The sequence below is a fragment of the Pseudomonas sp. REP124 genome (genome assembly GCF_020164475.1).
Classification (GTDB): Bacteria; Pseudomonadota; Gammaproteobacteria; order Pseudomonadales; family Pseudomonadaceae; genus Aquipseudomonas.
This window is the reverse complement of the sequence record NZ_JAIQWX010000043.1, coordinates 19,223-43,275: the sequence shown is the minus strand read 5'-3', so window position 1 is coordinate 43,275 and position 24,053 is coordinate 19,223. Positions and strand designations below refer to the sequence as shown.

General features: G+C 62.0%; 15 protein-coding genes. 4 read left to right on the top strand and 11 right to left on the bottom strand.

The annotated features are described in order from the left end of the window. Window positions 1–491: 491 nt before the first annotated feature. The 5 genes from K9857_RS13165 to K9857_RS13145 form a co-directional block, all read right to left on the bottom strand. Entirely contained in the window at window positions 492–3,569 is a 3,078-nt protein-coding gene (locus tag K9857_RS13165) for a multidrug efflux RND transporter permease subunit (protein ID WP_224536373.1), read from the bottom strand. A 14-nt stretch (window positions 3,570–3,583) separates the two neighbouring features. Then, window positions 3,584–4,732, bottom strand: a complete 1,149-nt coding sequence (locus K9857_RS13160) for an efflux RND transporter periplasmic adaptor subunit (RefSeq protein ID WP_224536371.1) — start codon at window positions 4,730–4,732, stop codon at window positions 3,584–3,586. A 201-nt stretch (window positions 4,733–4,933) separates the two neighbouring features. Next, the gene (locus K9857_RS13155) at window positions 4,934–6,034 is read right to left on the bottom strand and encodes a DUF1513 domain-containing protein (RefSeq protein WP_224536370.1); all 1,101 of its coding nucleotides are present in this window, start codon (window positions 6,032–6,034) and stop codon (window positions 4,934–4,936) included. Between the two features lie 14 nt (window positions 6,035–6,048). After that, window positions 6,049–7,113 (bottom strand): imelysin family protein, encoded by a 1,065-nt coding sequence (locus tag K9857_RS13150; protein ID WP_224536368.1) that lies wholly within the window; start codon window positions 7,111–7,113, stop codon window positions 6,049–6,051. Window positions 7,114–7,137: 24 nt separating this feature from the next. Beyond that, window positions 7,138–8,565: a di-heme oxidoredictase family protein gene (locus K9857_RS13145; RefSeq protein ID WP_224536366.1), complete on the bottom strand. Its 1,428-nt coding sequence runs from the start codon at window positions 8,563–8,565 to the stop codon at window positions 7,138–7,140. 199 nt (window positions 8,566–8,764) lie between these two features. Between K9857_RS13145 and K9857_RS13140 the strand changes: the two genes are divergently transcribed. Then, window positions 8,765–12,940 carry a dermonecrotic toxin domain-containing protein gene (locus tag K9857_RS13140; protein ID WP_224536363.1) on the top strand — a complete coding sequence of 1,392 codons (4,176 nt, stop codon included), beginning with the start codon at window positions 8,765–8,767 and terminating at the stop codon, window positions 12,938–12,940. Between the two features lie 87 nt (window positions 12,941–13,027). On the opposite strand, the gene K9857_RS13135 is transcribed toward K9857_RS13140, so the two are convergent. The 5 genes from K9857_RS13135 to K9857_RS13115 form a co-directional block, all read right to left on the bottom strand. Continuing rightward, window positions 13,028–14,383, bottom strand: a complete 1,356-nt coding sequence (locus K9857_RS13135) for an imelysin family protein (protein WP_224536361.1) — start codon at window positions 14,381–14,383, stop codon at window positions 13,028–13,030. 241 nt (window positions 14,384–14,624) lie between these two features. Then, a complete protein-coding gene (locus tag K9857_RS13130) occupies window positions 14,625–16,676 on the bottom strand; it encodes a putative bifunctional diguanylate cyclase/phosphodiesterase (protein WP_224536359.1) in 2,052 nt (683 codons plus the stop codon). Window positions 16,677–17,522: 846 nt separating this feature from the next. Next, entirely contained in the window at window positions 17,523–18,119 is a 597-nt protein-coding gene (locus K9857_RS13125; protein ID WP_224536357.1) for a superoxide dismutase, read from the bottom strand. Window positions 18,120–18,329: 210 nt separating this feature from the next. After that, a complete protein-coding gene (locus K9857_RS13120) occupies window positions 18,330–18,932 on the bottom strand; it encodes a LysE/ArgO family amino acid transporter (RefSeq protein ID WP_224536356.1) in 603 nt (200 codons plus the stop codon). Window positions 18,933–18,937: 5 nt separating this feature from the next. Next, on the bottom strand, window positions 18,938–19,339 hold the full coding sequence (locus tag K9857_RS13115) for an ACT domain-containing protein (protein WP_224536354.1): 402 nt from the start codon (window positions 19,337–19,339) through the stop codon (window positions 18,938–18,940). Between the two features lie 96 nt (window positions 19,340–19,435). Between K9857_RS13115 and K9857_RS13110 the strand changes: the two genes are divergently transcribed. The 3 genes from K9857_RS13110 (at window position 19,436) to K9857_RS13100 (ending at window position 22,397) form a co-directional block, all read left to right on the top strand. After that, the gene (locus K9857_RS13110) at window positions 19,436–20,335 is read left to right on the top strand and encodes a LysR family transcriptional regulator ArgP (protein ID WP_224536353.1); all 900 of its coding nucleotides are present in this window, start codon (window positions 19,436–19,438) and stop codon (window positions 20,333–20,335) included. A gap of 88 nt (window positions 20,336–20,423) precedes the next feature. Continuing rightward, entirely contained in the window at window positions 20,424–21,416 is a 993-nt protein-coding gene (locus K9857_RS13105; RefSeq protein ID WP_224536351.1) for an NAD-dependent epimerase/dehydratase family protein, read from the top strand. Between the two features lie 105 nt (window positions 21,417–21,521). Then, window positions 21,522–22,397, top strand: a complete 876-nt coding sequence (locus K9857_RS13100; RefSeq protein WP_224536377.1) for an ATPase — start codon at window positions 21,522–21,524, stop codon at window positions 22,395–22,397. 122 nt (window positions 22,398–22,519) lie between these two features. Here K9857_RS13100 and K9857_RS13095 read toward each other — a convergent pair whose 3' ends face one another. Continuing rightward, complete coding sequence (locus K9857_RS13095) at window positions 22,520–24,037, bottom strand: MDR family MFS transporter (RefSeq protein ID WP_224536349.1); 1,518 nt, start codon at window positions 24,035–24,037, stop codon at window positions 22,520–22,522. Window positions 24,038–24,053 lie beyond the last annotated feature (16 nt).

Sequence of the window (24,053 nt, the reverse complement as noted above, 5' to 3'; positions counted from 1 at the left end):
CACGGCGCTGCGCGCCTGACCCCCGGATGAACGCCTCCACTCAGCCTGCCGACGGGGCGGGTGGATCAAAATCAAAAGCGAGGCGGCCTACCGGCCGGCCTGATCGGGATTGGTCCGTGTAGGAGCTGCCGAAGGCTGCGATCTTTTGATCTTGAAAGATCGCAGCCTCGTTCCACTCGACAGCTCCTACAGTGATCCGGGTCACCCACAGATCCTGCGTCCACCACAAAACCTGTAGGAGCGAGGCTTGCCCGCGAATTCGTCACCACAGACGACGCTGATTCTGTAAATGTACCCAATCCCATTGTGGGAGCGAGCCTGCTCGCGATGAATTCCCAGACACCGCGTGCATTCAGGCGCCCCGCGTTATCGTTGACCACCATCGCGAGCATGCTCGCTCCTACAGTGTCCGGCGTCGGCCACAGATTTTGCATCCACCACAGAACCTGTGGGAGCGGGCTTGCTCGCGAATTCGGCGGGGCAGTCGACATCTATGTATCTGATCCACCGCCTTCGCGAGCAAGCCCCACGCCTACGGGGGTTGCAGGCTTGTCGGGTTTGGCCAGCAGGGTGTAGACGCAGGGCAGTACGAACAGCGTGAACAACGTGCCAATCGACATCCCCGTCGCGATCACCGTACCGATGTCGAATCGGCTGACCGCGCCCGCGCCGGTGGCGATGATCAGTGGGACCATGCCGAAGACCATGGCGGCGGTGGTCATGAGGACCGGGCGCAGGCGGATGGAGGCGGCTTCTTCTACGGCTTCGCGGGCGGTCAGGCCTTTTTCCTTGCGCAGCTGGTTGGCGAATTCGACGATCAGGATCCCGTGTTTGCTGATCAGGCCGATCAACGTCACCAGCCCGACCTGGGTGTAGATGTTCATGCTCGACCAGCCGAGGAACAGCGGCAGCAAGGCACCGCAGATCGACAGCGGCACGGTCACCAGAATCACCAGAGGGTCGCGGAAGCTTTCGAACTGGGCGGCCAGGACCAGGAAGATGATGGCCAGTGCCAGGGCAAAAGTTACCCACAGCGCACTGCCTTCCTGCACGTATTGCCGCGAGGCGCCGGCGTAGTCGACGGCGAAACCCGCGGGGGCTTCTTCCCGGGCAATCTGGCGCACGGTGTCGATGGCTTCGCCCATGCTGACCAGGGGAACGCCGGAGAGGATCGCCGAGTTGAGTTGCTGGAACTGGTTCAGCTGTCTCGGTCGGGCCCGGTCCTTCACCGTGATCAGGGTCGAGAGGGCCAGCAGTTCATTATTGTTGTTCCTGACGTAGTAGTTGTTCAGCCAGTCAGGGTTGTCCCGGAACGGTCGCTCGACCTGGGCGATGACCTTGTAACTGCGGCCCTCGATGGTGAAACGGTTGATTTCCGCCTCGCCCAGCAAGGTCGCCAGCGTTCCGCCCAATTCCTGCATCGACACGCCCATCTGTGCGGCCTTGGCGCGGTCGATGTCCACCACCACTTCCGGCTTGTCGAAGGCCAGGTCGACGTCGACGAAGGCGAACTTGCCGGATTCGATTGCACGCTTCTTCACCCGGTCGACCACTTGTAGCAGCAACTCGTAATCGTTGGCGGTGTTGATGACGAACTGGAACGGCAGACCCTCGCCCGTACCCGGCAAAGAGGGCAGGTTGAAACCGAAAATCTGCAGGCCCGCGATGCCTTCGAGCTTGGCCTGAACATCGGGCAGGATCTGCATCTGGGTCCGGTCCCGGTCGTTCCAGGGATTGAGCAGGAAGCCGCCGATGCCCGATTGCACGCCGTTGAAGCCGTTGATCTGGAATGAGGAGTAGTACTCGGGGAAGGCCTTGAAGATCGAAATGAATTCGTCGGTGTAGGCATTGAGATAGTCGAGGTTAGTGGGTTGCGGGGCGCTGGCAATCATGAAGATGATGCCCTGGTCCTCGTCCGGTGCCAGTTCCGACTTGGTGAACTTGAGCAACACCGGAATCAGGCACAGCACGATCACGGCAAATACCAGCACCACCGGCCGGGTGTTGAGCGTGCCATGCAGCATGCTCTGATAACGACGTTTGAGGCTTTCGAATATCAGGTCGAGGCGGTGCGCCAGGCCGGTGGGGTTTTCGTCGTGGCGCAGCAGGTAGGCGCACATCATCGGTGACAACGTCAGGGCGACGACGCCGGAGATCACCACCGCTCCGGCCAGGGTCAGGGCGAACTCCTTGAACAACGCGCCGGTCAGCCCCGTCAGGAAGCCGATCGGCGCGTACACCGCCGCCAGGGTGATGGTCATCGAGACCACCGGCATGGCGATTTCCCTCGCGCCTTCGAGGGCGGCGTCAAACGGTGTCTTGCCTTCCTCGATATGCCGGTGAATGTTCTCCACCACCACGATGGCGTCGTCCACCACCAGACCGATGGCCAATACCATCGCCAGCAGGGTCAACAGGTTGATCGAATAACCCATCATCTGCATGAAGAACATCACGCCGATCATCGACAGCGGGATGGTTACCACCGGGATCACCACCGACCGCAGCGCGCCGAGGAACAGGAACACCACCACGATCACGATCAGCACCGCTTCGAACAGGGTTTTCACCACTTCGTCGATCGACGCCTGGATGAACAGTGTGGCGTCGTAGGCGATTTCGGCCTTGAGGTTGGGCGGAAGCTGGGCCTCGAGGTCCGGCATGATCTTGCGCACTTCCTTGATCACGTCCAGCGGGTTGGCGCCGGGCGTGGCCTTGATGCCGATGTACACCGAGGGCGTGCCGCCGAAGGAGCTGATGGTGTCGTAGTTTTCCGCGCCCATCTCCACCCGCGCGACATCGCGCAACAACACCCGGCTGTCGCCATCGACCTTGAGCGGGATCGCCGCAAAGGCCTCGGCGGATTTGAGTTCCGTGCTGGCGTTGATGCTGGTGACCACGTACTCGCCTTTGACCTCGCCGGCGGCGGAGAGGAAGTTGTACTGGCGCACCGCATTGGTGACATCGCTTGCTGTCAGGCCGAAACCGGCGAGCTTCACCGGGTCCAGCCACAGGCGCATGGCGAACACCTGATTGCCGAGAATCTCGGCTTCGGCCATGCCGGGCAGGGTCGCCAGCTTCGGCTGGATGACCCGCGACAGGTAGTCGGTGATCTGCGGGTTACTCAGTTCCTTGCTGAAGAAACTGATGTACATCAGCGCCGAGGCGTCTGCCGCTTCCTTGCTCAGGACCGGGTCTTCGGCGTCCTGAGGCAGTTGGTTCTTTACCTCGTTGGCCTTCGCCAGCAATTCCGTGAACAGCCGGTCGCTGTTGGCGCCGATGCGGGCGTAGATCGAAATCACCGAGAAATTCTGGCGACTGACCGAGGTCATGTAGTCGATGCCCTCGGCACTGGCCAGGCTCTGTTGCATCGGCTGGGTGATGTAGCCCTGGATGGTTTCGGCGTTGGCCCCGGGGTAGGCGGTGGTGACCGTGATCAGGGCGTTCTCCATTTGCGGGTACTGGCGCAGCGGCAGCTTGCTCCAGGCCTGGAAGCCCAGCAGCACAATCAGCAGGCTCACTACGGTCGCGAGGACCGGGCGGCGGATGAACGGATCGGTAAAAGCCATTGGGAGTTCCTTGATCAGTCAGCGCGTGGCTGGCTGTTCTTCTCGGCCAGGGTCTTGTCATCGCTGATGGCGATGTGTGCACCGTTATCCAGTTTGATCTGGCCGGCGGTGACGACGGTTTCGCCGTTCTGCACGCCTTTGGTGATCATCACCATGCCGTCGCGACGTTCGCCGGTTTCGACGAAACGTCGTTCGGCCACCAGGATCGGCTGGCCCTTGTCGTCCTTCTCGACGCTGCCGTCTTCGGCTTTCTTCTGCGCGGCGACATACAGCGAGTTGCCATAGAGGGTGTAGGTGATCGCGCTTTCCGGTACGACGATGCGCGGCTGGGGATTGGGCAACATCACCTCGAGGCTGGCGAACATGCCCGGCAGCAACTTGCCGTCGGGGTTGGCCAGGGTCGCGCGCACCTGCATGTTGCGCGTGCTGTTTTCCAGTTTCGGGTTGATCGCGCTGATGGTGCCGGGGAAGGACTGGGTGGGATAGGCCGCAACGATGATTTCAACCGGCTGGCCGAGGGCGATTTTCGGCACCGACTGCTCGGGCACGAAGAAGTCCACATAGAGGCTGCTGAGGTCTTGCAGGGTGGCGATCTTGGTGCCGCTGGCAAGGTAGTCGCCGATGTCCACCTGACGAATGCCGATGGTGCCGCTGAAAGGGGCAACGATGCTCTTTTTGCCCAGAGCGGCCTTGAGCTGATTGACCGTGGCCTTGCTCTTTTTCAGCACGGCGGAGAGGCGGTCGAATTCACCCTTGGATATCGCCTGGCTGCCGACCAATTGGCTGCCTCGGCCAAAGTCCAGCTGGGCCAGCCCCAGATCGGCCTGGGCGGTTTCCAGCAAGGCGGTTTCCACGGCGCTGTCGAGTCGCAGCAAGGGTTGACCGGCCTTGACCTTCTGCCCTGACTCGAACTGCAGATCGACGACCGTGCCGTCGGTCTCCAGGCTCAGGTCCACGCCCTGCAATGCCTTGAGCGTGCCGACGGTCGGCAGACGGGCCTGCCATGGCTTTTCGGCGGCCGTGGCCACGGCGACGCTGATGGGCGGCTTGGGCGCGGAGAAACCCTGGATCATCGTATAGATGGAGAAGGCTTTGTACCCGGCCAGTACCAGCACGATCAGCAGCACAACACCCAACATGATCAGCATGCGGCGACGCAGCATATTTCCAGTTCCTTGGAGAAAATCAGGTGAGACAGGAAGGCACATTACCGCGAGTGGGAAGGGGATTCCAACTGCGGGTCGTCAAGGCTTGAGCGCGTGGCAGGTTGCGGATGGGAAAGATCGCAGCCTTCGACAGCTCCTACAGGGTGGACATCATGCCCGAGCGGGAGTTGGCGAAGGTTGCGATCTTTTTCGCAGGATTTACGCCATCAAATGCAGATGGTTGTCCCAGAGCCCCGCCGGCAGCTCCAGTGGTTTTGCAACAAGGTTTGTCTGGCGGCAATCGTAGTAGCGGCAGCGGCCCTGGCCGGAGGTCACGACGAAGCCGTCGGCCACGGCGCCCACGCCTGCGCAGTCAGGAAGTGGCGCGTCGAGGCGTACTTCGCCGCTGTCCAGGTCCCAGATGAAAAAGCGGTTGCCCCGTGGCGCGGTCAACGCCACCAGGCGCAGGTCACTGTGCACCGCGACGCTGGCGGTGTAGTGCCCCATGGCCTGCAACTGGTGATCGGGCACCGGGAACGCCACGAACGGCTTGCCCGGACGCTTGATCGCCAGCAGCTCCGAACGCTCGTGGGAGGCGCCCATGAATTGCTGGCCGGCGACGATGGTGCCGTCGCTGGCGATTCCCAGGTGCCGCACGCTGTTCATCTGCTGGGCCAGGGTTTCCTTGCTCAGCAGGGTGCCGTCGCGCTGCATCAGCACCAGGCTCGGCTCCATGGCGTCGAGGTTCATGTCGACGCGACTTTCCGCCTCGGTGCGAATGCCGCCGTTGGCCACCACCAGGGTTTCGCCGTCCGGCATCCACGACACCTGATGCGGGCCGAGACCGTGGGTTGAAATCTCGCCGCTGTGCACCAGCCGCTCGCCTTCGAACTTGTACACACCGAGCAGGCCGCGACCCGGATCGGTGGTGTCGTTCTCGGTGGCGTACAGCCAGTCGCCGCTCTTGTGAATCACCGCATGCCCGTAGAAATGCCGATTCGGTTGCGAGGTGATGGTTTGCAGCAGCGTGCCGTCACGCAAGTCGATCAGGTAGCTCTCGGTGCCCGGGCGCCGGGCGACGAACAGGGCGATGGGCTGCGTCGGGTGATTGATGATGTCGTGGCAGCGCTGGCCGACCTGGGTGGCGAACACCCGGGTGCCGTCCAGCCGATAGCCGACGGCATAGTGTTTGCCGTCGGTATCGTCCCGTGCCGACAGCAGCAGCGGGCTCTGATCCTTGCGCTTGAACAGCGTCCAGCCGCCCAGTGTCACTGCTCCCAGCAGCAAACTACCTAAAGTCAGAGCCTGACGTCGCAGCATGGCACTTGTCCTCATCAGTCACCGTCGTTGGCGTTGAAGCCCAGTTGGATGCCCAGCGCCTTGGCCAGTTCGCCTTCGTGCAGGCGGTGGACGACGTTCAGGCTGTCGTAGATATCGTTGAGCTGCTGGCGACCGGCGTCGTCGTTGAGCATTTCGGTCAGCGAGCGCTGGTTGCTGGCGAACAGCTTGAGCGACGCGGCATAGGCGGCGTCGATCTTGTCGGCCAAGGCTTTCTGCTCGCTCGGCAGCAGGCCGCGCAGGCCTTTGTTGTCGACGCCTTCCCAGACGGTCTTGGCGGCCGCGAGGCTGGCTTCCATGCTGGTCAGGGACGACTGGCTGCGCCAGGCATCGGCCTGGAACGGCTGTGGCACGCCCTTGGTCTGGCGGCCCATCGGCGTGCCGAGTTTCTTCTTCAGGCTGTCCAGTGCGGTGACCTGTACGCGCAGCAGGTCGGCGATCGCTTCGTGGGAGTCGGCGTAACGCTGGTTCGGGAACTTGCTCATCTGCGCGAGCATGCCGTCAGTGTTGTTCCAGGTTTTCAGGATCTCTTCGGCCAGTTGCTTCTGACGCTCGCCGATGGCGATCAGCAGCGGGCAGTACTTGGCTTTCTGTTCGGCATTGGCCACATCGGGCTTGCTGTCGAACAGGATGTACTCGTAGGCGGAAAGGCCCTGGACCACGACGCTGGACTTGGCCAGTTCAGCGGCATTGATCTGCGGCTGGGCGGTGACCAGTTGCTCGACCTGACGGCCGACGAGGTTTTTCTTGTCCGGCCAGAACTGCACCTGCCACGAACGGTTGCCCTCGGCCAGCGGCCCGATCAGCAGCGGTTGCAGTTCGGCCCAGGCTTTTTGCGCGTGAAGGAAGTCGGCACGGGCGGTTTCCAGAGTTTCCTTGCCTTCGCAGTAGGCCAGGGCGCTGACGGCCAGCTGACGGTCGGCTTCGACCCAGCGGGTGTAGGTCGGCAGGATCACCGATTTGGCGATGGCTGCCGAGGTGACGGCTTGCGGGTCCTGGGGCGAGCAGGCGCCCAGGGCAAGCGCGGCAAGGCTGGTGAACAACAGTTTGGGACGGAACATGTCGGGCTCCCGCGGGAATGGGTATTAAAGGGAATTCAGGAACGCCAGCAACGCAGCGCGCTGCTCGGCATTGAAAGTCAAAACCTGTTGCTGCGCCTTTTTCGCTTCGCCGCCATGCCAGAGCACGGCTTCGAGCAGATTGCGGGCGCGGCCGTCATGCAGGAACTGGGTGTGGCCACCGACCGCTTCGGTCAGACCGATGCCCCACAACGGCGGCGTGCGCCAGTCGCGGCCACCGGCCTTGAATTCAGTGCGGTTGTCGGCCAGGCCGTCGCCCATGTCGTGCAGCAGCAGATCGCTGTAAGGGCGAATCACTTGATTGGCCAGTTCAGGTTCGGCGGCGTTGGCGGCGGTGGTGTATTTGGGGGTGTGGCAGGACTGGCAGCCAGCCTGATAAAACAGGTTCTTGCCGGCCAGCACTTCAGGCGCGCCGACATCGCGGCGCGCCGGTACGGCGAGGTTGCGGCTGTAGAACAGCACCAGGCGCAGGATGTTGTCGCTGACTTCAGGCTCGCCCTGCGGTCCATTGCCGTTCGGGGCCTGCTTGCAGGCAGTTTGCGCGTCCGTGCAGTCATCAAAGGGTCTCAGGCTGGTGGTGAGGCCCATATCACCAGAAAACGCGTGAACATTTTGTTGATTGAGGTTCGGTTGCCCGGCTTTCCAGCCAAACCGGCCGAGAACGGTTTTCTGCTGGGCGTCATCCCAGACCTGGTTCGGGCGGCCGGCGATGCCTTTATTCTCCTTCGCCTGAGCCTCGGCATTGGCCAGGATGGCCTCGTCGGGAATGGCTTCGAGCAGTCCCAGGCCGATCATCGGCGGGGCGACCCGGGCGGAAAAACGGGTGTCGGGATGCATCGGGCCGTAGCCCAGTTGAGTGATGTTCAGGGTCGGCTTGCGCAACTCGACTTCGGTGCCGTCCTTGAAACGCACCGACACCGGTGTGTAATCGACCCGCACCTTGCCTTCCGGAACGACACCGGGAATGGCCATGTCCTGGAACTGTCCGCCGTAGACCGGCTCGGGCAGGACGCCCTGTTGCTCGATGATTTTCGCGTAGGCCGGGTCATCGGGAATCGACAGGCGCACCAGCATCGACACGGCGCTGGTCGCATCCGGTCCCGGCGGATGACCGCGACCGTCCTTGACGTGGCAGTTCTGGCAGGCGTTGGTATTGAACAGCGGGCCGAGGCCGTCGCGGGCGGTGGTGGTTGCCGGCGCGATCACCCAGGGGTTGCGAAAGAAGCTGTTGCCGACGCTGAAGTCCACGCGCCGCGAGGGCGGCAGGTTGGCGGAGGGCAGCGAAAAGGCGTTCTGATCGGTCTTGCGCACGGTCGCACTGCCCCCGGAGCGGGCTTCACCGGGCTCTGCCTTGGTAAAACGCGGGGCGTCATCGCAGGCACTCAGGCCCAGGGCCAGAACCAGTGCGGACAAGCGAAGAAGCAGCGGGGGCATCAGAGATCCTGCAAGACGAGCAAAACAAAGGCGCAAAGTCTAACAGGGCAGGGGAGTTTGAATAAGAGGAATTATCGTTTGCTTGCACGTCGAGCGGCGCCAGATGCCGCGTAGACCCGCTTTTTCATAGATATGTACCGCCCCGGGCATTTGACGCGCGGACAGGATGCCGGTCCTCTTTCAACCGGAGTTATGCGCCATGCCTCATCACACCCAAGCAACCGTGCGGACCGCGTTGTCCATCGCCCGGGCCACCCCGGCCCAGATCACCCTGCAAGAACGGCTGTCGGAAGTGGACATTCGACTGGCGGAGCGATTTGCCGCCCAGCCTCGCTTTCATGAGTTCGTCCGGCAGGCCTTCGACAAACACTTCCCCACCCTGAGCCCCGCACCGGATTTGTCGCTGACCTTCATCAGCCATGAAGACACCCGGCAGATCATCGAGCCAAGCCTGATGGACGCCGTGGTGCGGCGCATCGTCAGCGGCAAGGCTTCGGATCTGGCTGAACGCAAGGCCATGTTCCTCCGAGCCACCGACACGGGCGCAGAGCCCGCGCCTTACACCGCGCTGACACCCGAGGCGTTCGATGCCTTTCTCGACAAGTTGGCCGCAGACCTGCCGGCGCAATACACGCAGTACCTGAAGCGCTACTGGACCACGGCCTGCAGCCCGACGGATGTGCGCACCTACAAACAGTGGCTGGTGGCGACACGCATCGATCAGTTGAAGGCCGAAGTCGCTCTGCTCAAAAGCGATGGTCTGTTCAGCGCCACTGCCGCGACCCTGTTCGAAAAGATCCTGCGTTACCCCGATGCAAAGTCCCGGCAGGCGCTGGAAGACTATCGCCCATGCGTTTACGCCGTTGCCCTTCAAGACGCCGAGGCGAATGCAATGACGCTGCATGGAGCGTTCATTCTGACCTCGCGAGATCCGCAGGACGGCGAAGTGCGCTGGGAAAGCGAAGTGACCGCGCCGGTGGTGCGGCCCGTCGAGCCAAGCGCCAATGTCGGCACGGTGGTGCTGTTCACACCGAACAATGGCCTGGAAGAGTTCGAGTCCCTGGCCACTCTTGATCGCGAACTGCACCGTCGCCTGAGCCACGCCATGGAGTTCGCAACCTTGAGCGAATTGGTCACCGACACCGATCAACCACGAGTGCTGGCGCTGCAGGGCAAGGCGCCGGAACGCGACTCGCTGAAATACCTGGAGCACCTCGATTCTCCCTTCGAGTACGGCATCGAATCGCAATGCCAGCTGATCGAAAAAAACCTCGAGTCGACCCTCGCCCGTTACGTAAAGCAGGGCGTGCATGCGGACATGGCGAACCTGCCCGGCGCCATCGACCGGTTGACCGACCTGCGGCGCGCCTTCGCCACCCAGCCGATTCTGCAAGCCCGGCTGCGCAAACAGTGCAAGGCCCGCCTGATCGCGTTTCTGCAAGGCGCTTCCCGTGCCGATCAGGAGGCCTGGGCCAAGGCTTTCACGAACTACACCGAGGCGTTGGCCAGTCTGTCGGAGTACGAGGGCTTGCCATCGTTGGCCCAGTTCAGCGACCGGCGCCAACTGTTGGCCTACAGCAACCGTCAATTGCGCGCGGCGCTGGAAGCGGAGCACGGCCTGACGGTGAACCCGGACGATATCGTGGTGCACACCAAGGAGCCGCAATTGCCAAGCAATTCGATTCCTTCCGGCGCCCCCGGTACCTCTATCCGTGAGCCGGGGGATTTCAAGTTCAAGCATCGCCAGCGAACCCTGACCGAGCTGGCGCTGGATAACCTTTCCGGAATCGACCACAACTTCACCCGCTACTCCAGGTTGAGCCTGAAAACCACCGAAGCGTCCTACGACGGCCTGACCCTCGAACAGGTCAAGGAGCTGGTGCGTTCAGTCAACGTCGGCCAGAGCTATCAGGATTTCCTCAAGGCAAGCCTCGTCAGCTCGCCGGCGGCATTGGCACGCAAGCATTCCTTCGCCAGCCTGTTCGAGCGGCAGATCCGCCTCGATGCCATTGAGGCCCGGATCAATGGCGACTTTCTTCCCGACCGCCTGGAGCGTGGCTTCAACTGGGTGCAGGCGGTCCTCGATGCCCCCGAGGACAGCGATCAGCGCAAAATCGTCGAAGGGCACCGGATCATCGTCCAGAGCCTGCAATTGCGCGGACAGAGGGTTCGCGGCGTGCTGTTGTTCGCGACGGCTTCGGCCGGAACCAGCTCGGTAGTGGTCTACACGCCGGGCGCGCCGGAAGGGCGTGTATTCAATGAGTACGTGAAAGAGCGCCTGATCACCGACTTTGTCCACAACAGTTCCTGGCGCGACTATCTGGTGGGGCGCTTGGATCGGGCTGCCCAGGCGCAGGTCCTGGCCACCTTGAAGGGCCGGGGCGATGTCTCGACCGTGCACATGGCCAACATCGCCAAGAACATTTTCGAAGACGCCTACGAGGTCGAGGCCAATTTCGCGATCAACGACGCGACGGCCCAAGTCACCACCACCCGCCAGACCGATGTCGAGACGGGCCTGTTCGTTGCCACCACCGTGATCGATGTCCTGACGCTGGTGCTGCCGGTGCATGTCACGCTGCCCGTGGGTGTGGCCAGGAGTCTGATTTCCATCTTCAACGCCGTGGAGACGGCGCAGATCGGCGATCGCGCGGGCGCTGCCCACCACATCGTCCGCGCGTTGGCGGAATTCACCGGGGTACTGATCGATAGCGTCATGGGCGCGGCGCTGCTGCGTGGGACGCCTGCGGTCAAGGTCGAAGCGGGAAGCCGGGCCCTGGATCCACAGACGGCCCTGCGCAAAAAGCCGGACGGGCTGCTCGAACTCAAGGGTTGGGAAGGCAAGGGCATCTACTACAAGCCGGCCAACGAATTCAGCGCCAGACAGTACTTTCTCCATGAGCGTAAACACTGGTATTCGCTCATCAACGAAGGGTTTGAACAGACCTGGCGAATCCGCGATGCGCGCAAGGCGTATCAGATCTACTACAGCCCGATCCGCCGGAGTTCGCGGGGGCAATGGGAGATCGGCAACGCTGCCAATGCACCGAGATTGCTGGGCGGCAACTCACCGCAGAGTGCGCTGCGCGACCTGTATCCGTTCCTTGACAAGCGGCAGGTCGAGCGGGTGTTCGAGGCTTTCGCGTTTCCTCGAGGGCGTGAAGTCGAGTTGGGGTTGAGCTTTGTGCAACATCTGCGATCGGGGGCTGCGCTCGATGCGTTCGGTCAGTATCTGCTGGTCAGCGACCAGATCCTGCGCATGCGTCTGCTGGGGCATGGCGTACCGGCTGGTTTTACCGGTGGGGGCGTGGTTCGCGAACCATCGGCGTCGGGTAGCGGAACGAGCAGGCCGCCCGCGCCGTTGCCGCCGACTCGCGTTCGACCGGCCCATGAACGATTCATGGAATGGGGGCAGGTCATCGACGCTGCGGATGTGCAACTGCAAAACGCCGAGCTGGGTCTTTATCGGCGAACAGGCGGCGACCCGTCTCTGGTGGGGCGTGACTACATCAAGATCGACGACCACTATTACCCGATCCTGCCGGCGGGAAGTATCGCCTCACCCCATCTGGCGTTCAGGTTCGACGACCGGATAGATGTCAGGCATTTTGCCCAGTTCGAGCACCTGATCTGGGCGGATCCCTACAGTCAGCCGCGCCCGGTGTTTTTTGCCTCCGAAGACAAACTTTGGGTCACCTCCGCCTCGTTGCCCTTCGAGAAAACCATCAGCGCTTATGTCGCCGATGCGTTCCCGACGTTCAGCACCAGCAGTCAGCAGCAGGCCGCGCAAACACTGTTCGGGCTGACGAATCCCAACGGCCTGACCGCTTCGGGATTGGCCAGACTTCACCGCACCCTGAAGACCTGGCGTAACCGTTCCACCCCTGATGCGGCGTTGGGTGGCATCGTGGGTGACCCGCTATCCCTGCTGCCGGCGACGCCAAAGAACTCGACGGGCCAGTGGCTGCTTGGGGAATATTCGACGCTCTACAATCGGGTGCAATTGCGCACCGAAGGCGTCGACATGCTGTTGCACGCGGTGATGAGTTCCGGGACCGAGGAGTCGATACGGGTGCTGATGGCGGAGCGGCTGGTCGGCAGCGGATACGAAATGCTTTCGGGCTACCGTCTGGGTTCCGAGCTGCTGTTCAGACGTCCCGGACGCCCTCAATTGTTCTGGCTGTCATTGCGCAGAGTCCGCGGGCACGTGGTCGATGGCAGTGCTTACGTCGCGCCTCGCGTCGAGCTGATGGACACGGCCACTCAGGCGCTGGTCACGAGGGCGCAGGCCAGTAACGATCTTGTGGCGTTGGTGGGAGGCGTTCGTTTACCCAGCGCAGGTGCGGCGCTCGAAATCTTTGTGTTCAAGGCATGAAGCCCGGATAGCAGGGTAAAAATATCGATATAAAAAAAGCCCCGACTCGTCGGGGCTTTTTCATGGGGCGTTGAAACCGGCGTTTGATCAGAACTCGTGATCAGCGTTGTCCGGGTTCAGGTCGGCGATGCCCAGTTTGCCGGCAGCGGCTTCGATCGAACCGGTCTGCTTGACCAGGGACGCGATGGCGTCACGCACGATCTGGTTGCCAGCGGTGTTGCCGGCGGCGATCAGCTGGTCGTAGTGCTCACCCTTGTTGGCGTGATCGACGATGACCTGCATCTTGGCTTCGGTGTTGGCCAGGTCGGCCTTCAGCGCGGTGTCGGTGGCCGGGTCGATTTTCGCGACCAGGGACGACAGGCTGGCGCCGGTCATCTTGGTGCCGTCGACGCGGGTGTACTCGCCCAGGTAGACGTTACGAATGCCCTTGGCATCGTAAAACTGCGAGTTATGGGTGTTGTCGCTGAAGCAGTCGTGTTCGTCTTCAGGGGAGTTGGCTTCCAGGGAAACCTTCATGCGCTCGCCCGCCAGTTCGCCCAGGGACAGGCTGCCCATGCCGAACAGCATTTTGCGCAGGCCGCTTTCGCCTGGCTCGGCTTCCAGGGTGGCGCGGTAGTTGTCGGCCACGTTCGGCTTCCAGTTGCCTACCATTTCTTCCAGGTCGCTGACCAGCAGTTGGGTCACGGCTTTCAGGTAAGCGCGACGACGCTCGTTGTGACCGCCGGTGGCGCCTGCGCCTTCCAGGTAGTCCGAAGCAGGACGGTTGCCGGCGCCAGGGCCGGTGCCGTTCAGGTCCTGGCCCCAGAGCAGGAATTCGATGGCGTGGTAGCCGGTGGCGACGTTGGCCTCGGAACCGCCCAGCTCGTTCAGGCTGGCGAGTTTTTCCGGGGTGATCTCTTTCACGTCGATCTTGTCTTCGCCGACCTGAATTTCGGTGTTGGCGATGATGTTGGCGGTGGCGCCCGGGTTACCCAGTGCGTGCTCGTAGGATTTGTCGACGTAGTCGATCAGGCCTTCGTCCAGTGGCCAGGCGTTCACCTGACCTTCCCAGTCGTCGATGATGGTGTTGCCGAAGCGGAACACTTCGCTCTGCAGGTAAGGAACGCGGGAGGCGATCCAGGCTTCGCGGGCCGCTTTCAGGGTGTCGGCGTTCGGCTTGGCCAGGAAGGCGTCGACGGCGGTTTGCAGGGTCTTCGCGGTGGATTCGGCATCGCTGTAGACGGCGAAAACCATGTCGGCGTAGTGGGCGACAACGGCTTTGGCGGCGGCTTCATCGACTTTGCCGGCAGCGGCAGGCGCGGCGGCTGGAGCAGCCGGGGCAGCAGCGGTGCTGGCAGCAGGTGCAGGTGCGGCAGCTTTTTCTTTGTCTTTGCCTTCACCGCAACCGGCGAGGGAAATTGCGATGGCCAACAGACTGGCGGTAGCCAGAGGCATACGAATCATGGCGAACATCCTGCTTCGAGAGGGGGTGGTGTGGCGCGTTCGGTGCGCAAAACTGCGACATAATGCAAATCTTTCGCATTATGTGTAAAGACTTGTTCTTGGAAATATTTCCTATTCAGACCGATCTGTAGGAGCGAGCATGCTCGCGATGGTGGTCAACGATAACGCTGGGAACCTGAAGCCCCGCGGTGTCCTTGGGTTCATCGCGAGCATGCTCGCTCCTACAGGGGGCGGGGCGGATTTACCAGATCGCGGCATTACTGCGCTGCGCCTGCTTGAGGTAGAGGCTCAGCTCCCGCGAGGACAGCGGTTTGCTGTAGTGATAGCCCTGACCTTCGTGGCAGCCCTCGGAGATGATGTAGGCCTCCTGCTCGGCGGTTTCCACGCCTTCGGCGATCACCTGCATGCCCAGGCTCTTGCCCAGCTGGATGATGGCGCGAACGATGGTCGCGTCATCGTCGTCATCGAGCAGGTCCTGTACGAAGCTCTTGTCGATCTTGATCTTGTCCAGCGGCAGGCTTTTCAGATAGCTCAGTGACGAATAGCCCGTCCCGAAGTCGTCGATCGCGATCAGCGCGCCGGAGCGGCGCAGGCTGAGCAGGTGCTGGGCGGCGGTGCTGATGTCTTCCATCAGGCCGGTTTCGGTGACTTCCAACTCCAGGCTGCGCGGCGGCAGGCGGTACATCTGCAGCAGGTTGTTGACCACCCGTGGCAGCTCGGCGTGGTGCAGTTGCACGGTGGACAGGTTCACCGCCATGCGCAGGTCGCTGAAGCCCTGGTCATGCCAGTCGCGCAACTGCTTGCAGGCCTGATCCAGCACCCATTCGCCAATGGCGATGATGGTGCCGTTCTGCTCGGCCAGCGGGATGAACAGATCCGGCGGCACCAGCCCGTGTTCGGGATGCTGCCAGCGAATCAGTGCCTCGACGCCCACTACGCGGTTGTCGCGGTAGCTGATCTGCGGCTGGTAGACGAGGTAGAACTGATCGCGGGTCAGGGCATCGCGCAGGTCTTTTTCCAGTTCGCGACGACGGCGCATTTCGGTGTCGACGCTGGCGATATAGAACTGATAACGGTTGCGCGAGCGGGTCTTGGCCAGGGTCATGGTCTGCTCGGCCTTTTGTAGCAGCTTCTCGGTGCTGTCGCCGTCTTCGGGGAACAGGGTGATGCCGATGGTGGCGCGCAGGCGGATTTCCTGGTGATCGAGGGCGAAGGCCGCTTCCAGGTCATCGAGAATGCTCTGTGCCAGTTCCGCCGCTTCGTAAGGCTGTTCGATATCGGCCTGGACCAGGGCGAACTGGTCGCCGCCGAGACGGGCGAGGGCGCCGAGGCGTCCGCTGTGCGCCCGCAGGCGATCGGCCAGGGCCAGCAACAGTTGGTCGCCGGTCTGGTAGCTGAACTGTTCGTTGATGCCCTTGAAGTCATCCAGGCCCACGCAAAGCACCGCAACCCGGCGTTGCAGCTTGCCGGCGTCGACTAGGATCTTGTCCAGTTGCGTCTGCAATTGCTGGCGGTTCGGCAGACCGGTCAGGAAATCGTACTGGGCCATGCGCAGCAGGCTGTTTTCCGCTTCGTGGCGCAGGTGGGTGTTGCGTTCGATGGATTCGAGCAACTGATTGGCGGTGTTGATCCAGATCCCCAGTTCGTTCTTTTCGTGGCCCTTGAGCTGTGGAATCTTGTGTTCGCTGGGGCGATCCGGGTTGATTTCGGTCAGGTGCTCGATGATCCGCGACAGCGGCTTGGTCAGCAGCCAGTGATAGACCAGATACAGCACCAGGCCCATCGCCATGGCGCGCAGGACGCCGGAAATGAAGATGATCACCGAACTAACGATGAAACCCTGGCCATAGGTGGCGGTGTCGAGGGTGATGCTCAAGTCGCCGTAATACTCGCTGTACGGCCCACGCCCCACCAGTTGGGTGGTGAAGGTGCGTTCCTGGCCGAGGATCAGGTCGGTCAGCCAGCGGCTGTTGGAGTGCTGCAGGTCGCGGGATTTTTGCGCGAGCATGGCTTCGTTGGGATGGCCGATGGAGGCCTGGCGCACGGCGTCGTCCTGGAACAGGCCCTCGATTACCTGCATGCCCATTTCCCGGTCCAGGCTATAGACGGCCTGAGTCGACGGGTCGCGAAACATGTCGAGGATCCGTTCGGCATCGTTGGCGACGGCCTGGCGTGTTTTATAGGCATCGAAGACGATCTGCGCGCAGCTCAAGACCACGCCGACGATCAATGCCGACAGGAGCACGACCCGGAGCAACTTCACCGACAAGCTGTTTTTGAGTTCCAGCTTCAAAGGGTAATTCCTTGTTCCGTGCGGGTAGCATCAAGTTGCCATGAGTATTGGCAATCCCGAGATGGCAGTCAAAGGGTCAATCATCCTTGCGGGATTTTGCCTGCAGCTTGGCCGATATGCTGGATTATTGGTTCGATGGGTACTGTGTCGGTTGTCGAGTCCTTCAACTTGAGGGGGCGGGGAGATAATTTCCTTTAGGTTGATGGTAGACGGTCTGGGGCTCGGGTGTGTTTTGTTGTGTTCTTTGAATTGGGTGTATATCCGATGCTTCGGTAACGGCCGCTTTCGGTTTCGCCCTGACGGTCGAGTCCCTTTTGGCAAACGCCCCAAAAGGAACCAAAAGGTCTCGCCCCGACGTTCGGTCCCTCGCTGAGGCTCGGGATCCCTTCGCTCCGGCATTCATCCGGGGGCATCGCCTCCGGTTTGCTTCGCTGCACCTCCTCTCGATGTGTGCGGCTTCGCCGCACGGCGCTGCGCGCCTGACCCCCGGATAAACGCCTCCACTCAGCCTGCCGAAGGGCGGGTGGATCAAAATCAAAAGCGCTCGAGGCGAGCTGACACTCGACCTGTTGGTTTTCCGCGTTCTACTGCACGAACCTGTGGGAGCTGGCTTGCCAGCGATGGCGGCCTGGTAGCCGACCTGATCTCGCGGATGTACACCAAACCCCTGTGGGAGCGGGCTTGCTCGCGAAGGCGTCCTGAAAGACGACCTCAATCTTTCGGATGTACCTCGGGCTCCCCTGTGGGAGCGAGCCTGCTCGCGATGGCGGCCGGTCAGATAGCAGATCACTTCCAGCCATAAAAAAACCCGGCATAAAAGCCGGGTTCTTCATCTGGCATTCAAGCTTAGGCCGTGAAGGTTTTGCCTTCGAACTGCTCAGCCACGAATTTCCAGTTGACCAGGTTCCAGAACGCTTCGACGTACTTCGGACGAACGTTGCGGTAGTCGATGTAGTAGGCGTGTTCCCAGACGTCGCAGGTCAGCAGCGGGGTGTCGCCGTTGGTCAGCGGGTTGCCGGCGCCGATGGTGCTGGCCAGGCCCAGGGAGCCGTCAGCTTTCTTCACCAGCCAGCCCCAGCCGGAGCCGAAGGTGCCGATGGAGGTCTTGCTGAATTCTTCCTTGAACTTGTCGAAGGAACCGAAAGCGGCGTTGATGGCTTCAGCCAGTGCGCCGGTTGGTTGACCGCCGGCGTTTGGTGCCAGGCAGTTCCAGTAGAAAGTGTGGTTCCAGACCTGAGCGGCGTTGTTGAAGATACCGCCCGAGGAAGTCTTGACGATTTCTTCCAGGGTCTTGCCTTCGAACTCGGTGCCTGGCACCAGGTTGTTCAGGTTCACGACGTAGGTGTTGTGGTGCTTGTCGTGGTGGAATTCCAGAGTTTCCTTGGAGATGTGCGGCTGCAGTGCATCGTGAGCGTAAGGCAGTGGCGGCAATTCGAAAGCCATGGTGGATCTCCTAATCAGGTCAGGTGCGGTGAGCGCAAGGCCGATCACGGGCGGCCAGACTAGCGCCGGGGAGTTTTGTACTCTTTGCGGCGCAGGGTCGGATCATAGCACCGGGGGTGCGGCATAACCACGCAACAACTGTGTGGAATAGAGGTTCCAGAGCTGTTTGGAATAAAGAGTGGTTTGGAATAAAGAGACGTTGGAAATAAATCAGCCCGCCGTGATCAGCTGCAACGCGACCGCGAACATCATGACCGCCACCAACAGGTCGAGAATGCGCCAGGTACTCGGCCGGGCCAGCCACGGTGCCAGCCACGCGGCGCCCAGTGCCAGGGTGAAGAACCACAGCAACGAAGCAGTTGCGGCGCCGACCACGTAAGCCCCGGGCACCGACTGTTGCGCCCCTAGAGAGCCGATCAGCAGCACCGTATCCAGATAGACATGCGGGTTGAGCAGGGTCACGGCCAACGCGCTGAGCATCACCGCCCGCAGGGAGCGCACTGTCTGGTTTTCACCCTGGTGCAGGCTTTGCCTGGAAAAGGCCCTTCGCAGCGCCTGGCTGCCGTACCAGATCAAAAACACCGCGCCACCCCAACGGGCGACCGCCAGCAAAGTCGGGTTCTGCGCCAGCACCGTGGCCAATCCGAACACCCCGGCGGCCACCAGAATCGCATCGCACATCACGCACAACGCCGCCACCGGCAAGTGATGCTCACGGCGCAGGCTTTGCGCCAGCACGAAGGCGTTCTGCGTGCCGATCGCCATGATCAGGCCGAAGGCCACCAGGAGGCCGTTTACATAGCTTTGCCACATGATAATTACTCCGCATTCGCTGCCAGTTTGCGCAGCACGTCCACGGCGCGTTCGGCGTCGGCCTGGCCGACGAACAGATGGTCGTGGTAATACCCGGCGATCACGTTGCAACTGATGCCGGCCTGGCCCAGCGCCGTGGCGAATGCGGCGGTCAGGCCCACGGCTTCCAGGGCCGAGTGCACGTTCAGGGTGATCCAGGCCGCGACGTAGTCGAAGCTCAAGCCGGCCTGTTCTGCCAGTGAGCGTTCGAGAATGACCGTCAAACCTTCCTGCTCGCGAAAGCTGCCGATGATTTCCAGACCCGCCGGCAACTGCCCGTCGCTCACGGTGCAGAACACGTATTCGCCGGCATTGAGTTGCGGGCTCATGCTGCGCAGCAGCGTTGCCAATGAAGTTTCGCCAGCCATTTGGGTGTTTCCTGTTCGAGAGTTCTTGCTGGCCATTCTCCGGTACAAGGCTGTATAAGAAAAACCAATACTGCTGATCGCTCATTAGGAAAACTGATGTTCGACTATAAATTGCTCTCCGCCCTCGCCGCCGTGGTCGAGCAGGCGGGTTTCGAACGGGCCGCGCAGGTGCTGGGGTTGTCGCAGTCGGCGATTTCCCAGCGGATCAAATTGCTCGAAGCGCGGGTCGGGCAACCGGTGCTGGTGCGGGGCACGCCGCCATCGCCGACGGAAATCGGCCGGCGCCTGCTCAACCATGTGCAGCAGGTGCGCCTGCTCGAACGGGATCTGCAAAGCCTGGTGCCGGCGCTGGATGAAGAAGGGCTGCCCGAGCGCTTGCGCATCGCGCTGAACGCCGACAGCCTGGCGACCTGGTGGGCGCAAGCCATGGGCGACTTTTGCGCCGACCAGCATGTGTTGCTCGACCTGGTCGTGGAAGACCAGACCGTTGGCCTCAAGCGCATGCGCGCCGGTGAAGTGGCGGCCTGCCTGTGTGCCAGCGAGCGCCCGGTGGCCGGCGCACGTAGCGTGTTGCTGGGGGCGATGCGTTACCGCGCACTGGCCAGCCCGGCCTTTATCGAACGGCATTTCCCCGATGGTGTACGGGCCGAGCAACTGGCGCGAACCCCGGCGGTGGTTTACGGCCCGGATGATTTTCTACAGCATCGCTACCTGGCCTCCCTCGGCGTCGATGGCGGTTTCGAACACCATTTGTGCCCCTCGTCGGAAGGCTTTTTGCGCCTGGCCGAAGCGGGACTCGGCTGGGGACTGGTGCCCGAGTTGCAGGTTCGCGACCAACTGAAAAGCGGCATCTTGCGCGAGCTGTTGCCAGATAAACCGATCGATGTGCCGCTGTACTGGCATCATTGGCGCAATGGCGGGCAGTTGCTCGGGTTACTCACCGATCAATTGCTGCGCGCGACAAAGCAATGGTTGGTGCCCTACGGGCAGCTGTGAGCGTCAAGCTGCAAGCGGCAAGTGAAGGCCTGCGCATCATCATTCAATTTGCAGCTTGTAGCTGTTTCCGTATCCCAAGGAATCGTCCATGAAAATTCTGGTCACCGGCGCAAGCGGCTTCATCGGCGGACGCTTTGCGCGTTTCGCCCTGGAGCAGGGGCTGGATGTGCGGGTCAACGGACGCCGGGCCGAAGCGGTGGAGCATCTGGTGCGCCGTGGCGCCGATTTCGTCCAGGGCGATCTGAGCGATCCGGGGTTTACCCGCGAGCTGTGTGCCGACGTCGAGGCCGTGGTGCATTGCGCAGGAGCCGTAGGGGTGTGGGGGCGTTATCAGGATTTTCACCAGAGCAATGTCGAGGTCACCGAAAACGTGGTCGAAGCCTGCCTGAAGCAGCGGGTCCGGCGGCTGGTGCATCTGTCCTCGCCGTCGATCTATTTCGACGGTCGCGATCATCTGGGCCTGACCGAAGAGCAGGTGCCCAAGCGCTTCAAGCATCCCTATGCCGCGACCAAATACCTGGCCGAGCAGAAGGTCTTCGGTGCTCAGGAGTTCGGTCTGGAAACCCTCGCCCTGCGTCCGCGCTTCGTCACCGGCGCCGGCGACATGAGCATCTTCCCTCGCTTGCTGAAGATGCAGCGCAAAGGGCGCCTGTCGATCGTCGGCAACGGCCTGAACAAGGTCGATTTCACCAGCGTGCAAAACCTCAACGAAGCCCTGCTCAGCAGTCTGCTGGCCAGCGGCTCGGCCCTGGGCCGTGCCTACAACATCAGCAACGGCACGCCGATTCCGCTGTGGGACGTGGTCAATTACGTGATGCGAGCGATGGAAGTGCCGCAGGTCACGCGCTATCGCTCCTACGGCCTGGCCTACTCCGTGGCGGCGCTCAATGAAGGCGCCTGCAAGCTGTGGCCGGGGCGCCCGGAGCCGACGCTGTCGCGCCTGGGCATGCAGGTGATGAACAAAAATTTCACCCTCGACATCAGCCGCGCCCGGCATTATCTGGACTACGACCCGAAGGTCAGCCTGTGGACTGCCCTCGACGAGTTCTGCGCCTGGTGGAAAGCCCAGGCGTTCCGCTGATCGGCCCGACACTGAACCGACTTGGGGGTTGAGGGTCAATCGTTGCGGCGGTTGCGGGGTATACTCACATCACAACGCCATCACCGATTCATAGAGGTTGACTCAATAGCCATGCGTAATGATGCCAACGACGACTTCGATGTACCGAGCCTGCGTGCCGACAGCCTCGATGACGATGATGATTATCCGGTTACCGCGCGCAATTCCGTGCACTCACGGCCGGCACCGGTCGTAAAGGTCAAGGGCGCGAGCACCGGGCCGCTGTGGGCGCTGGTCGGCGCCTTGTTCTTTGCCTTCGCGGGCCTGGCCTGGTGGAGCTTTCAGCAGATCTCGCTGATGGAGCAGCAACTGGTCGCGACCCAGGAAAGTTTCGCGCGGATCAGCGAGGAAGCGGCGGGGCGCTTGCAGGACATTTCCGGCAAGGTGGTCGCCAGCCAGACCAACGTCACCACTGATAGCGAAGCGTTCAAGCTGCAGATCAAACAGCTGGAAACCAGACTGCGTGATCAAGGGCAGCAGCAACAGGGCGTGGCCGGTCAGGCCTCGGATCTGGACAAGAGACTGGCGCAGATGAGCGCGCAGACCAGCGAGCTGGACAAGCGCCTGGCCCAGGCCGCCGCGCAGAACGCCGAACAGCAGGCCGCCAATGCGCAATTGCAGGCCCAGCTCAAAACCGTGACCAGCGAACTGACCGCACTGAAAAATGCCCCGGCGGAGACCGATAAATTCGATGCCCAGCTCAAGAGCCTTGGCGCGGATATCACCGCTCTGAAAAAGCAGGGTAATCCAAGCGCGGCCATCGAGCGCCTGGAGCAGGAAATCGTGGTGCTCAAGAGCGAGCAGGACAACCGCCCGGCGACGCCTCAGGGCTCGACCAACACGGCTGAGTTCGACGCTTTCCGTGGCCAGGTGACCCGCAACATCAACACCCTTCAGGCGCAGATTCAGAATCTGCAGCAGCAGCTGCGCGCCCGGCAGTAGGCTGATCTGCGATCAATCGCTTTCGCGAGCAAGCCCGCTCCCACCTTCGACTCCGTTTCCATGTAAGAGCGCGGTCAAATGTGGGAGCGGGCTTGCTCGCGAATGCAGGCGACTCGCTTTAACTATCGAACCTTGTCTTCCCGCCCCCGCAACATCCTGTTCGGCATCGCCACCGCCGCCGCCAACCCCAGCAACGCCACCCCCGCACTGACCATCAGCAAATCCCGGAAGGTCAGCAGCAGTTCGCCGCGCAAGGCATCCTGCGCATCACCCGGCGCTGCGTTCAGGCCGTCCAGCAGGACATTGCCCGAGTGTCCTTCACCGACCAGCGCCGAGCCGGTCAGGTGGGCGAAGCTCGAATCCTGCAGCAACGCCAGCAACAGCGCCGACATCAACGCCACGCCCACTGCACCGCCCAGAGAGCGGAACAGGTTGGTGGTGCTGGTCGCCACGCCGATGTCCCGTTGATCCACTGAGTTCTGCGCACCCACCAGCGAGGTGGGAAATTGCATGCCCGAAGAAATTCCGCTGAGCAGCATGAACAGACTGCTCAGCAAAAAAGCCTGGGGCGGGCTGAAGGCCATGCCCAGGATCGAGATTGGCATCAGGATCGCTCCGGCGAGAATCTGCGGCTTGTAGCGACCGGTCACGGAAGTTCGACGCCCGGCGAAATAAGCACCGATCGGCAGTCCCATCGCCAGCGGCAGCAGATGCAGGGCCGCACTGTCGGCACCGGCGCCGGTGACGCTCTGAAAGCGCAGTGGCATCAACACGATCAACGAAATCGCCTGGAAACTGGTGAAGAAAATCGTGCACCAGCATAGAAGGGCGTTGCTATTGGCGAACAAGTGCATCGGCAGCAACGGCTCCCGTGCTCGACGCTCATGCCTGACGAAAACAGCCAGCACCACCACCGCACAGGCAAACAGCCCCAGCACTTCACTGCTGCGCCATGAATGCCCCTGTCCGACTTGAGTGATACCGAGCAGCAGGGCGGTCAGGCCAATGATCATCAGCAGCGTGCCGAGGTAATCGATGATCGGTTTGCGCTGTGGAATCGGCAGACCCACCAGATTGCGTCGCGCCACCCAATACGCACCCAGCCCCAGCGGCAGGTTGATCAGAAACACCCAGCGCCAGGACAGGTATTCGGTCATGTAGCCGCCCAGGACCGGCCCGGCCACACTGGCCACTGCGTACATGCTGCTGAAATAACCCTGATAGCGACCCCGTTCCCGCGGTGGCACGATGTCGCCGATGATCGCCTGGCTGACGGAAATCATCCCGCCGGCGCCGATGCCCTGGAATATCCGCGCCAGCACCAGTTGCTCCATGTTCTGAGCCAGGCCGCAGAACAACGAGGCCAGGGTGAACAGGCCCATGCCGAACAGCATCAACTTGCGCCGCCCGTACAGGTCGCCCAGCTTGCCGTAGATCGGCACCGCCACCGTCATCGCCACCATGTAGCCGGAAATCACCCAAGCCAGCAGGCTGACATCCTTGAACTGGGCGGAGATGGCCGGCATCGACACGGCGACGATGGTCTGGTCCAGGGCGCCGAGAAAAATCGCCAGCATCAGCGCGATCAATACGCTGCGGATGGCGGGCTTGGGCGTTTCGGGGTGGTTGAGATTGGTCACGGGAGAACCTGCGGGC